This is a genomic window from Pandoraea sp. NPDC087047, from assembly GCF_044745225.1.
Taxonomy (GTDB): domain Bacteria; phylum Pseudomonadota; class Gammaproteobacteria; order Burkholderiales; family Burkholderiaceae; genus Pandoraea.
Genome location: NZ_JBIUZU010000009.1, coordinates 79,007 through 91,879, shown reverse-complemented (window position 1 = coordinate 91,879; position 12,873 = coordinate 79,007). Strand labels below are relative to the sequence as shown.

10 protein-coding genes are annotated in these 12,873 nt (G+C 59.9%); 4 read left to right on the top strand and 6 right to left on the bottom strand.

Annotation, left to right across the window (positions count from 1 at the left end; translation table 11 throughout):
- Positions 1-208: 208 nt before the first annotated feature.
- Positions 209-1,831, top strand: a complete 1,623-nt coding sequence (locus ACIPHM_RS18275) for a tetratricopeptide repeat protein (protein ID WP_400331121.1) — start codon at positions 209-211, stop codon at positions 1,829-1,831.
- 91 nt (positions 1,832-1,922) lie between these two features.
- Here the strand turns inward: ACIPHM_RS18275 and ACIPHM_RS18270 are convergent, their stop codons facing one another.
- The gene (locus ACIPHM_RS18270) at positions 1,923-2,993 is read right to left on the bottom strand and encodes an AI-2E family transporter (RefSeq protein ID WP_400331118.1); all 1,071 of its coding nucleotides are present in this window, start codon (positions 2,991-2,993) and stop codon (positions 1,923-1,925) included.
- Positions 2,980-3,972: a LysR substrate-binding domain-containing protein gene (locus tag ACIPHM_RS18265; RefSeq protein WP_400331115.1), complete on the bottom strand. Its 993-nt coding sequence runs from the start codon at positions 3,970-3,972 to the stop codon at positions 2,980-2,982. The genes ACIPHM_RS18270 and ACIPHM_RS18265 overlap by 14 nt, the downstream gene beginning before the upstream one ends.
- A gap of 184 nt (positions 3,973-4,156) precedes the next feature.
- On the opposite strand from ACIPHM_RS18265, the gene ACIPHM_RS18260 reads away from it, so the two are divergent.
- The 3 genes from ACIPHM_RS18260 to ACIPHM_RS18250 all read left to right on the top strand — a co-directional run bounded on the left by ACIPHM_RS18260 (position 4,157) and on the right by ACIPHM_RS18250 (position 9,104).
- Positions 4,157-4,936 (top strand): TerC family protein, encoded by a 780-nt coding sequence (locus ACIPHM_RS18260; RefSeq protein WP_400331113.1) that lies wholly within the window; start codon positions 4,157-4,159, stop codon positions 4,934-4,936.
- Between the two features lie 583 nt (positions 4,937-5,519).
- A complete protein-coding gene (locus ACIPHM_RS18255) occupies positions 5,520-8,459 on the top strand; it encodes a hypothetical protein (RefSeq protein WP_400331111.1) in 2,940 nt (979 codons plus the stop codon).
- A 324-nt stretch (positions 8,460-8,783) separates the two neighbouring features.
- Positions 8,784-9,104: a zf-TFIIB domain-containing protein gene (locus tag ACIPHM_RS18250; protein WP_400331108.1), complete on the top strand. Its 321-nt coding sequence runs from the start codon at positions 8,784-8,786 to the stop codon at positions 9,102-9,104.
- A gap of 25 nt (positions 9,105-9,129) precedes the next feature.
- Here the strand turns inward: ACIPHM_RS18250 and ACIPHM_RS18245 are convergent, their stop codons facing one another.
- The 4 genes from ACIPHM_RS18245 to ACIPHM_RS18230 form a co-directional block, all read right to left on the bottom strand.
- The gene (locus ACIPHM_RS18245) at positions 9,130-9,735 is read right to left on the bottom strand and encodes an alpha/beta fold hydrolase (RefSeq protein ID WP_400331105.1); all 606 of its coding nucleotides are present in this window, start codon (positions 9,733-9,735) and stop codon (positions 9,130-9,132) included.
- A gap of 235 nt (positions 9,736-9,970) precedes the next feature.
- A complete protein-coding gene (locus ACIPHM_RS18240) occupies positions 9,971-10,336 on the bottom strand; it encodes a type II toxin-antitoxin system HigA family antitoxin (protein WP_400331102.1) in 366 nt (121 codons plus the stop codon).
- A 4-nt stretch (positions 10,337-10,340) separates the two neighbouring features.
- The gene (locus ACIPHM_RS18235) at positions 10,341-10,643 is read right to left on the bottom strand and encodes a type II toxin-antitoxin system HigB family toxin (RefSeq protein WP_400331100.1); all 303 of its coding nucleotides are present in this window, start codon (positions 10,641-10,643) and stop codon (positions 10,341-10,343) included.
- A gap of 881 nt (positions 10,644-11,524) precedes the next feature.
- Entirely contained in the window at positions 11,525-12,037 is a 513-nt protein-coding gene (locus ACIPHM_RS18230) for a DUF2726 domain-containing protein (protein ID WP_400331097.1), read from the bottom strand.
- Between the last annotated feature and the right edge of the window lie 836 nt (positions 12,038-12,873).

Genomic DNA, 12,873 nt, shown 5'->3' with positions numbered 1-12,873 from the left:
CAGCGCAGAGAACGATACGTCGATGGTGTGAACTTTACGGGCGTTGCCAAGACCAATTCCCGCGGCTTGCTTCGCGCCGTGCGGTCGTGTAGTGTGCACCGCTTGCTCGGGCCACGGCGCCTGTCGCTGCGGGCGGTTCATGCCCCCAGTGTTCGTGTTGCTTGCCGGCCCGTCTCCCTCCATTCCAAGACAAGCAAGGATGCGCCGCATGACGACGCCATTAGACGCGCGTTGCGAGCGTGCACGACAACTCAGTGCCGCCGGTCGGCTCGACGAGGCGATCGCCGAGTTGCGTCAAGTTCTCAAGCAATCCCCCGAATTTCTGCCCGCGCTCGAAGGGCTCGCTTATGTCTCGCTGCGTACCCACGCGTTCGAGTCGGCGGCCGACGCCTTCGATCGTTTGCTCGCCCTCGTGCCCAAGCCCGGCGCGCAGGCGAGCTTCGATGCCGCCATGGCCAGCCTGCAAGCGGGCCGCCCGATGCGTGCCGACGCGCTGTTCGAGGCGACGGTACAGCAATCGCCGGACGTCCTCGGCACGTTGCATACCATCGGTCTGACGTGGGCGCAGGCGGGCGATAACGCCCGTGCGCTCGCGTGGTTCGAGCGTACGGCGGCCAAGGCCCCGGCGCTGTGGCAGGCGCATTTCAACCGCGGGCGTGCCCTCGGCGCGCTCGGCCGCTTCGACGAAGAGATCGACGCTTACCGGCTCGCCAACGCCATCGCGCCCGCGCAACCCGACCCGCTCGTGAACCTTGGCGTGGCGCTGCGCGAGCGGCACGCGTTCACCGATGCCCTGCAATGCCTGCGCGAAGCCGTGAAGCTCTCGCCGGACCATGCGGGCGCGCGCACCAACCGGGCGCAGACCAATTTGCTGCTGGGCGACTTCGAGCACGGTTGGCACGACTATGAGTGGCGCTGGCAGGACGGCGGTCAGCAACGGCGCTTCCACGACCGGCTCTGGGACGGCAAGGCGCCGCTCGCGGGCAAGACGGTGTTCGTCTATAGCGAACAGGGCTTTGGCGATACGTTGCAGTTCGTGCGTTTCGTGCCGCGTCTGGTCGAGATGGGCGCGAATGTCGTACTGTCGGTGCAGGCCCCGCTCGTCACGTTGCTGGGCGGATTTGCGCGCGGCGTGACGGTGCTCGGCGAGCATATGCCGGTGCCGTCGTTCGACTGGCAACTGCCGCTGCTCAGCCTGCCGCATCTGCTGAAGATCGGGGGCAATGTGGCCGTCCATTCGCCGTATCTGCGCTCCAGCGCCGGGCGGGAGATGATCTGGCGTTCGATGCTGGGCGCGAAGCCGCAAGGGGCGTTGCGTGTGGGCTTCGTGTGGCGCACGCGTCCGTTCCCGCCGCACCGCGATGTGGCGCTCAAGCATTGGGCGCCGCTGTTCGCGACGAACGCACAGTTCTATTCGTTGCAGGTCGACGCGACCGACGACGAGCGCGCGGAACTGGCCCGCTATCGGGCCGCGCATGGCAACGTGCATGACATTGGCGCGAAGCTCAGCGATTTCGCCGAGACGGCGGCCGTCATTGCGCAGATGGATCTGGTGATTGCCGCCGATACGGCGGTGGTGCATCTGGCCGGGGCGCTGGGCAAGCCGGTCTGGGTGCTGCTGGGCTACACGCCCGACTGGCGCTGGCAGTTGACGCGCCGCGACAGCCCCTGGTATCCGTCGGTGTCGCTTTATCGTCAGCCGCAACGGGGCGATTGGGACGCCGTCATGACGCAGGCCGGGGCCGATCTCGACGCTATCGGGCAGCGCGAAACCAACGAAGCGCTCGAAGCCGGCAACGCCGGTAGGGTGGGTATGGCGCGCGCGCAGTAGTCGTCGGCGTCAAGGTCAGCGCCAACGTCAACATCGGGCATGACGTACGACGCCGTTCTGTAGAGCGCGGCGTCGATCACCTCGGTTTGCCTCAACCGGCATCGTACGGTTCGTCGTCGTCGCGCAAACGCGTGTAGATGTTCCAGCTCGCGATGAACAGCGCGGCGATGAGGGGGCCGATCACGAAGCCGGTCAGGCCGAACAGCGACATACCGCCGAGGGTGGAGATCAGCACCACCCAGTCGGGCAGTTTGGTGTCCTTGCCTACGAGAATCGGGCGCAGCACGTTGTCGACCAGACTCACGATGGTGCCGCAGAAGGCGAATAGCACCACGCCTCGCCAGATTTCCCCGGAAAGTAGCAGCCACGTGCCCACCGGCACCCACACCACGGCCGCGCCGACGGCCGGCAGCAGCGACAGGAACGCCATCACCACGGCCGCGAGCACGTAGCCCTGAATCCCCAGCACGGCGAAGATGAAGCCGCCGAGCACGCCCTGCGCCACCGCCACGGCGATGTTGCCTTTGACCGTGGCGCGCACGACCGTGGTGAATTGCAGGATCAGTTGGCTCTTGTGACGTTCGTCGAGCGGCAGGGCGCGGCGCACGATGGTGCCGAGCACGGTGCCGTCGCGCAGCAGGAAGAACAGCAGATAGAGCATCACGCCGAAGCTCACCAGCAGTTGCGCCGTGTTCTGGCCGATGCTCACCAGATAAACCGCCACCAGACGCCCGATCTGCGCGGCGCCGTCGCCGAGCTTTTGCTGGATGGCGTTGACGTCCTGCACCCCGGCCAGATCCATCACCCGGTGAACGCTTGCGGGCAGCCGGTCGAGCAGTTGCTGGAAGGCGATGGTGAGCTGCGGCAAGTCGGTGCGAAAGCGCACGAGTCCCGTGCTGATTTCCTGCGTCAGCATGCCCACCACCAGGGTGAGCGGCAAGATCACGATGAGCAGAATCAGCGTCAGTGTGGTGAGGGCGGCGAGATTTCGCCGTCCCCGCATGCGGGCGAGCACGCGACGCTGCACAGGCTGGAACAGCACGGCCAGGATCGTCCCCCAGAACAGGGCGCCGAACAGCGGCAACAGAATCCACCCGAATACGACCGTCACCACGAACAGCATGAGATGGAAGAACTTGCGCTGGTCGCTACGACTCGGCATGAGGTTTCCTCGCGAATGACGACGGCGCGGGCGGCGCGTCCCCCGTTCTTATAACAGAATCGGACGTCGCATCGGTTGCGATGTCCCTGACGTTCTTGACGTTGCCCACGCTCTCCATGATGCGCGCGACGAGTGGGTGGCCCTCGCCGCGTCGCGAGCGAATGGCGTGGATGTCTTCGTGGACGTCGTTCGGCCGCCCAAGCCAGCGCAGACCGCGCAGCAGCGAGACGTCGCCCGCCCCGGCTTCGCTCAGCGCAAACACACCCATGCCGCGCGTGGCGAACACCGCCATCAATGCGCTGTCCTCGAACTCGCCCACGACATTCGGGCGAATGCCCTGCGCCTCGAACCACTGATCGAGCCGGGCGCGCAGGGCCGAGTGGCCGGTCGGCAGCAGCACGGGCAGTTCGGTCAGGCATTGGGGGAAGGCGTCGCGCGAGACGTTGCGCACGAGCGATGCCGGCCCGTACCAGTCGACCGGCGACTCGACCAGACACTCGCTCGTCAGGCGCAAGGTCGGGTTATAGGGCGCGGGCTGGCTGGCGAGCACCAGGTCGAGCTTGTGCAGGGCGAGTTCGGCGAGCAGTTGCTCGTGCTCGCCTTCATGGCAAACGAGCCGCAACGACGGCGTGTCGAGCACCGGGGCGAGAATGGCATGCGCCGCCAGCTTGGAGATGCCGTCGGCAAGCCCGACAGCCAGCCGCGCGACGCGCCCGCTCGCCGCCTCACGGACTTCGTCGGGAATTGACTGCCCCAGGCGGAAGATTTCCTCCGCGCGACGAAAGGCCGCTTGTCCCGGTTCGGTCATGGTGACGCCGCGCCCGGCCGGTTTGAGCAACTGGTGCCCCAGCGACTTCTCCAGCTCGCGTACCTGAGCACTGATCGTCTGCACGGCCACATCGAGCCGCTGCGCGGCGCGCGCAAAGCCGCCTTCCTTGACGACCACCCAAAAATAGTAAAGATGACGGTAGTTCAACATGTTGGCGTAACTTCGGAAAAACCGAACTGAAGTGAAGTATATAGCTGGTTTTTGCGAATCATAAGTTCGACGATGATGCAGTCCTGAGCCCGCACCTCCGTTGTGTGCGGGATAACGAAATGGGGTGTCCGCCGTTCAAGGGCGGCGAACATCGCGATAACGCTACGGAAACTCTGGCGCACAAATGGACTATCTACTTGCTTTGGCGGTTGACCCGGCGGTGTGGGCGGCGCTCGTCACGCTGGTGGTCATGGAGGTCGTGCTTGGCATCGACAACCTGATCTTCATCTCGATCCTGACCAATAAATTGCCGTTGTCGATGCGCGCGCGCACGCAGCGCATGGGGATTGCGTTGGCATTGGTCATGCGTTTGGCGTTGCTCGGGACGGTCGCGTGGATCGCCAAGCTCACGACCCCGCTGTTCGAAGGGTTCGGCCACGGCTTTTCGTGGCGCGACCTGATCCTGATCGCCGGTGGACTCTTCCTCGTGTGGAAGGCGACGAAGGAGATGCATCACCATGTGGCGTCGGGCACGGACGACGAGCCGCATGGCGATGACGTTTCGGGATCGGGCACGCTCGCGACGATCACGGCGCGCGCGGCTGTCATGCAGATCCTGGTGCTCGATCTGGTGTTCTCCATCGACAGCATCGTCACGGCGGTGGGCATGACCGAACACATCCCCATCATGTTCGTTGCCGTGATTGCGGCGGTGACAGCGATGTTGTTCATGGCAGGGCCGCTCTCGCGCTTCATTGCGGCCAATCCGACGGTGGTCATGCTGGCGCTGGGCTTCCTGCTCGTGATCGGTATGACGCTGATTGCGGAAGGCTTCGGGTCGCATATCCCGAAGGGCTACATCTACGCAGCCATGGCATTCTCGGCGTTCGTCGAGGGGTTGAATATGCTCACGAGACGTGCGAAGGCGCGGCGTCAGGCAGAGAAGGCGCGCGTGCTGCACTGATCGGCGGCGTTGATGCGGGTGATGTGAGAGAAGCGGTGCCGGTGAACATCGGCGCCGCTTTTTTGTTTATCGCGGAATTTCCCGCAGAAGCTCTCATCGGCGTCTTTCTATCAAGGCTTACCTTGATGGGTGCACGCTGCATGTGTCTATGTGTCTTCAGGCACTTGAGTGTCTATTCGCGAGTCATTGAGCGCCATACGGAAGCTCTGAGGAAATATTCTAATAGGAGTCCGATTTTTCTTCCTGGATTGCCTAACCTTTATGACGGTGGACTTGCCCCTGTATCAACGCAGACCTCCCCGAACTTGAGTCGATGAGACAGTCCGTTGCCGGAACTTGCGTGGGGAGCGATATTTCAGCTCACTGTCAGGGCGTCGCCGTTTTTCCACACGGAAAATTGTCGGTTCGTCGAGTTCCATTTAATTAATTTTCATATTAATTATTTGTGAATGAATCGATGGTTGAGTCTGTCATTGATCAACGGGATCCATTCCGAGATGCTGTTTGAAGCAGGCGGCTGGTGCGCGATACGCCACATTTTGTCGATATTTCAGATTTCTTACTTCATCAATGGAGTCGTACCATGCAACTCATATTCGATACGCCACGCATTGAGGATAATGCCTGGTACCCGAGCGCAGAACTGACGGGTTTCAAGAGCGCGTCGGGCGGTGGTGTTGAAATTCAAAATGCGCTGGTGATTTCGTTTACTGCGCCCGGAAAGCCGACCAAAGGCGATGTCAACGTCGAGTCCACGCCCTGGAGAGCGTTTGACGTAACGATCGAGGAGGACGAAGTAGGTCGCGGCATTTTCGACATCAAACTCACGCTTTCCCTCGCCGACGGTGAGCCCATCAATACGAGTGCAATCACCAAGGTGCGTATTGGGGTGAACAAGTCGTCTGAAGAGGCGCCAGCGTGGTCGACCTTTGTGGGCACATTCGCTGCCGCTGTGGATGAGGACCCGCGGGTGATCGGTAAGCTGGTCATCGACTGTGCCTCGGCGCCGCGGGGTTTTGAAAATGCGCAGCCGGAAGTTCGCCTCACGCGAGGCGAGAAGAGCGAGCGCCTCCAACCGTCGTTCGGTCAGCAATCGTCGTTTGACGTGAAGGCCGGCACGTATCGCGTCAGTGCTGCGGAACTGCGCAATGCGGAGGGTACCTTGCGTGCCTCCGTTGCCCTGCAACCCGACGAAGTCGCTATCAGACGTGGCGAATCTACTGACCTGTCGGTCAGATTTGGGGACGTCGTGCGCAGCACGACGGTCGATGTGTCACTCGACTTTGCCGACATCCCGGAATTGCGTGACGAAGACATTCAACTGAGCTACCTGGAAGGCAGCACGGAAAAGCACCGTTTTGTGTTGCGCTCCGGTCAGACTCGCCGGCTGGAGATGTTGCCACTCTCGGGTTCGTTCACCTTGCGTGCGACCGATGTTCGATTGAACAACATCCATTACCGGTTCGACGACTACGTGAATACACTGGACGGACAGTATCATTCGGTGAAATTCACGCGCGATCAGGTTCGTCAGATGGATGATTCGCGTCCCGATGCAGCCAGATTCACCATCGATGTGAGCGCTGTGACACCGGTGGCCCAATGCTTTACGCTTCGCCTGGTCGATCACTCAAATCCGCCCCGACAATACCGGTTCGACGATATCCGTGTGGATAACTACAGCGCGGGACCGGCGGTGCTTGTGGCGCCAGGGGCTTACGACGTTGTTGTCGAGTCGTTTATTTTCAATAGCGTTGTTCACTACATTGACGTCCTGCCGAATCCATTGACGGTCGTGGGCAACGTGCCGGCACGCGTGGAGGCCTCCGTTGTCGCTGGCGCTAATCTGCATGTGCCGGGCTTCCCAAACTTCCTCAGCTTCGGTGGGTGCGCAAACATGTCGCCAAGCAATGTGGACGACTTTGTTGCGGCCCGGGTTTCGTCGCTGTTCAAATATTCGGGTGACGACGGCATGGGCGACGCGGGTCACTATTTACCGCCAGAGAAGGAGCCGACACCGAAGATTATTCAAATGGCGCGCGACGTGTCTGCGAAGCAGAATGATGCGCTTCCGGTGCTGCCGGTGATGATCTCGTATACGTGCAATCTGTCATTGGGTAACGTCGAGGTCATCATCAAGGACCCGGAGCGCCACAAGTTCAGCTTTGCCAACTATATTCAGGCATTACAAATGGCTCAGGCGACTCAGGATCCGGAGCATCCCGTGCCAGCGGGTTTTATCGTGAACCCGGATTATCTTGGCGAATGCCAGAAATATGGCTTTGGGCCTACCTACGCGATTCCCGTTCGGCAACCGCTTGCTTCGGCACTTGAATATCACGGTGTCGCCTTTGAGATCCCCAGCGATATCACAGATACGCTCAAAGGTTACATCAAGGCGGTGAACTGGCTTACTCGCGTCATCGCGCCGAGCGTGGTACTTGGCTGGCAGGTTAACCTCTGGGGCGTGGCGGGGTCGCAGTGGATATACAGGGACTTTGAGTACGCGGAAGTGTTTGACCCCGTTGATGGCCAGATGAAGAAAATGACGATTACGCCGGAGCGCGCCGGGGAATTGATGGCGCAGTATGCCTTGCTCGTCGGGGTGTTCGACGACATTGCGTTCACGCGGCGCGATGGAACGAGAGCCGTTGCCAAGGGTGCGGACTTCATGGCGGTCGACCGCTACGAAGCCGACGACTTCACGATTCGTTCGTACGCGAACGGCTATTGTTATTCGCCATATGAGTGGGAGCGGACCTTCGATTTCTGCGCGGTCCTCAGTCGTCATCTGCGCAAACCGGTGATGCCGTGGCAAATCCCGGCCAGCCATTTGGCCACGACGGCTGATCAGGTGGATGAGCCGCCGCGCGTGAGCGCTTCGGGCAATATTTGTGCCCAGCGTATTCGGGCACGGATCAACGGTCGCCGATATTCGAATGCCGAGCGCTCGGGGGGGCTCGGTTTCGACGAGCAACATTGGGGCAGTGGCGGCAGCTACCTGCTTGGACATCCGGAAATAGGCTCTGCTGTTGATGCGATTCATCCGCATCTGCTGAGTGTCGAGTTCAATCCCGTCTACGAGCCAACGATGGGTTCGAACGCGCGCGAACTATTCTCCCGCCACGCATGGAACTTGTCGGCACCGAAGTATCTCGACTTCCCGCGACGTGGCATTTTTTCGGTGCTGTTGGGCGGAGGCGCGACGACGGGCGTGGTCAGTGCCGTCGGGGATCCGAGCAACTGGGTTCGCACACGCCTTGCTGCGTATCGTGAGAATCCCGTGACTTTCGAGCAGGGCAAACGCCAGCCGACCGGTGTTGCTGCGCAGGCCCACGAGAATGGCTGGCGGCCCAAACCGGTCAAGGTCGGACATCGGGCCACGGTGCTGCCACACGGCAGTCGGGATGTACCCGTCGCACCGGATTTGCCGGCTGTGCAAGTGCCGCAGGCGCATCGTGCCGAGGGATTTTCCCGGCGGGCAAAACCGAACGGGCCGGCCATTGACCCCCTGAACCCTTGATCGGCAAAAAGGAAGCGGCGCCGGGTGTGAGCTGACCCCGTAACGTTGGACGATTAAGCTAAACAGCCCAGGGCTGAGTTCTGTACGGCACAGGACTCGGCCCTTTTTGCTTGCGCTTGATCCGAACAGTCTTGTGCGCTGCTCCAGACTGTCGAAGCGGGTAGACGAAAGCACTCAGACTTTAACGTTCCGAAAAAAGCTTTTCATCGACGAGGAGCGATGAGTTCGGTTTTTTCGAAGCTGGATGAATGTAAATGCAGGTTTTTTCGTTGCGTCGTGCCCGATACATTGAAGACGTTGTCTTTTACGTGACGGAGCGAAACGATGAAATGTCCTGTGTGCGGTACCCCGGATTTGCTGATGACGGAGCGTCAGGGAGTGGAGATCGATTACTGTCCGAAGTGCCGGGGCGTGTGGCTCGATCGTGGCGAGCTGGACAAGCTGATCGAGCGTACGGAGGGTGGGGCGAACGAGTCTGCACAGGCGATGCAATGGGTGCGAGGCGATGACGACTCGCGCGCGCGCCGTGATGACCGCGACGATTACGAGCATCGCAACAGACATGACGGCCACGATGACCGTCGACGTCATGACGAACGTCCGCGCAAGAAAAAATCGCTATTCGAAATGTTCGATTTCGATTGATCCGGACGCGGGCGTCTTCTCTTCTCTAGGAGAGATGCGCGTTGACCAAGGGGGCGAGCGCTGCTGCGTGCGCGAATGCCAGATCGTGATGGCCATCGGCGACCACGTGCAACGTGGCGTTCGGTAGCGCGGCCAGCAGCTTTGCCCCGACGGCGACCGGGCTGTACGGGTCGGCATCTCCCCAGAGCGGCAGTGTTGGCTGCGTCACTTTGGAAATCTCGGCTTCGAGATTCGAGTGATGCGAGGCGAACCAGTCCGGCACGTTCGGATAGGCTTTCAGGAAATCGTCGCGCCACTCGGCCGCCCCCAGGCTGACCATGTCCAGCCCGCCGGAGGTCACTGACAACACCAGATGGGTGACGAGATCCGGCTTTGCCAGCGCGGCGCGGATCGCGATGATCCCGCCCATCGATTGCGCAAGGATCTCGGTCGGCTGGTCAATGCGATTCACGACGTGCTGAACGAGCGCCTCGAAATCGGGGAGGTCAAACGAGGGCGGGACGTTCCCGAAGCCGGGATACCCCACGACCGATTTTGTTGCGTCGCCGGTGATGAGGCCGGCCAGCGGCTCCCAGAATGCGAGACTGCCGGACGCACCGGGCAGGAAGAGGCGTTGCGACGGGCGATTCATCGGGCACCAAAGCGTCGGGACATAAAAAAACGGCTTCCATTGCTGGAAGCCGTTCTCAAATATGGTGGCGAATCAGGGACTCGAACCCCGGACCTGCGGATTATGATTCTCCAGAAAATTTCACAGATATCAGATGCTTACGTGAAATTCCGTTCCGTAATCGAGACCGGATTGCGGTCCGCAAACGCTTGTCCCGTTTGGGTGCTTAGGGCTTTGCGGAACGAAAGCCAGGGTATCAGCAAGGTTTGCCAAGCAGCACTTCGGCGGGGATACGTAGCCCGTAATGTAGCCGCCGAATCATGTTCAAGCTCAAGCCGCGTGTCCCGTTAAGCACTTCGTATACGCGGTTCGCGCCGCCGATATAAGCCCCCATGTCCTGCACAGACAGTTCACCTTGCTCCATGCGGAATTTGATCGCCTCAACCGGATCAGGGAGTTCCATGGGGAAGTGCTTGGCCTCGTAGTTCTCGACCAGCGCCGACAGAATTTCAAGGCGGTCGCCGTCCGGTGTGTCTGGCGCGGGGTCGGCGTCAACCAGCGCCGCAATCGTCTTTAGTGCGATGGCGTAGTCCTGCTCAGTGTGAATCGGTCGAATATCCATCTCGTTACTCCAGTTCTACCGTTGCGGCGTCGATTTTGTCGTACTCGGCGTGAGTGTCGACAAACTTGATGTAAACCACCCCCAGCCGGTACGCGATCGCAACGATCAGCCGATAGGCGTTTCCCTTGATGTTAAACACCACCCGGTTGTGTCCCACGAAGCTGGCCGAAGCATAGCGATCTTTGATGTTCTGCGGCGACGCCCATTCGGCAGTGCGAGCTTCTTCATGCCATGCCAGCAGGGCTTGTTTGGCTGCCGGGTGCTTCTCGCAGAAGGTGGTCAGGTTTTTCTTCGCAACGATACGCATGAGCGAATCATAGTCCCATTATGGGACTTTTGCAAGCCTGCCGAAGGTCGGGGGCGTGAGCGGTCAATTCACCACTGTTATCGGCAATCGTGAAATTGCGTATCTCCCGATATCTGGAAAGAGTTCTGGTCTATCGAAACTCGGCGTAGACGTCGCGAAATCGCGGAAAAACGCGGAAGTTACTGAAACGCGAGTGCCGTGGGCGCTGACATGATGAATTCGGCCCCCAGTGAACGACTTCGAAACGGAGACGCAGTGAGAAAGACAGACGATAGCGGCACCGCGCCGCATAGTATTGGAACTACAGGAGAGGCGAACAGGCAAGGTGGCAAGAAGCACCCCGCATCGCTGCCGCCGTCATTCCCACGCACGGGCTATGTCATATGGTTTTACGCGCACGACCGGTACCTCGGTTATGCCTGGAATGAGGAGGAAGGGGACATCAGGCGAGCGCATGTGTCCGACCCTGAGCATGCGATTTACTTTCCGACGTTCGCGGAGGCGATGGTGGCGACGGAGTTCTTGTTTAGTCCGTACTACATTCTCCACTCGCCGAAGCCGGGGGAGAAGCCGCGATTGATTAGGTAATTTGATTCATGGCCCACCCGGCGCGGTGGGCCGTTCCATCGCGACATTGGCTGAGGAGTATCGCCTGTGCTTTTCGAGCTATTTATGATGACGAAACTGCTTGGGATCGTAGTAGGTCTTCGCGCGGTCCAAGCGTCCTGGCGTTCGTCCTCGCCAGCGCCTCTTCCGCGAGAGCGTCCTGAGCAGACGAGCAATGAGTGAGCGTCTCTTGAATTGAATAACGGGCATAAGTGAGGAGAAAAAAAGAGACCAAGCTCGGCGTTAGCTAATTCCGTATTCACCCTCGCATTTCACTACACGGCCGCCGACTGCCTTTCTGCGTACTCCTTTTCGCCAAGCAATTGCTTCCGAACGTCGATTTCAGACGGATAGCGTCTGACGTCGAACCGCACGAGACGCACGTCGATAGCTTTCATCACGGCGTTCTTCTTCTCGTCGCGAGTTTTCTGTCGTTGTCGGTCATGCGATGGATCGTCTAGCTCGACCGCCGCGACAACAGAAAAATCACGGCGACATATCACGTAGTCCAGCGAGAGCTGTGCCACTCGATTGAAATGCAGATGGCTCTTACCTCGCTTCGTTCTTACGATCCTCTTGAAGTCCACCTGAGCCAAGATCACGTAGCCAGGCAAGCTGTTTTCGAGGAGCCGAAAAAATGCTTGTTCGGTAGTGGTTAGCGGCTTTACTGCGTAGTACGCAGATGCATCAATTGCGCGACCAGTGCCACGGACTTTGCGTTCAGCGTGGATCGACAGTGTCGCGGCAACGATGGCTAGAAAAAATAGAGCGAGCGTCCCCCAGACCATATGAATGTCTCCATCATTAAAACTGAAGTGGGGGGAACTTTTGTAAAACTGGATAACGACGGGACACCGTCGCAGAATCTTTGCGCGTTTGATCGCTGTTGGTGGGCAACAGAACTGCTATACCCTCTTCTTGAAGGGAATGATTTCGGCGGTACTCCTAATCTCCATCGGTTGTGCCGCTTCGCTTCCTGCCTGTGGGCTGTTTCGAGAGCGCAAGTCCCATCCTCCGTAATGCTGCTTGGTCTTCGCGAGAGCTATGCCTGTAGTTGTCTAGCAGGGCAAGCTCCTCGTTAGTTAGCGTCGATTGCACAGGGACAGCGCGCTTGCCTGTCAGCACGTACAAAACGTCAATGCCGGCTTCGGCTACCGCCGAAAAGTACGTCGAACTCGCACTTGCGCACGGCGCAATGCGCGCTCTGGCAATCGACAAGCGACGGTGAACGGGCCGTTGTTGGCACTGTCCCGCTGCCGGACGTCGCCAAAGACATTGCCAAAGGCGAGTACTTCGCGGAAATGGCGATGGCGCAATCGATGGATGGTGCCCTTGTTCCGCGCATTGTATCGCTGCATCCCTACGTAAGTAATACACGTCCCACGGCCACGCCTAAAGCGACAGCCGCGGTTGCCAGCACTGCGTAATTCCGTTTCGTTCTACGTCGCTCCTCGAAGAAGCGACAACCTGTAGTCAAATCCGGCCCCCCGCCAGATTCTTTGTACCGACACCGCGTAAAGGCCGTGCTCGGATTGGGGGTTGCGATGCTTCATCAACTGTCTCTCGACCTATTCGGCGGTTTCTGTCCCGCTCGAATCAAACACCGGCGCGCGCCGCGTCCTCG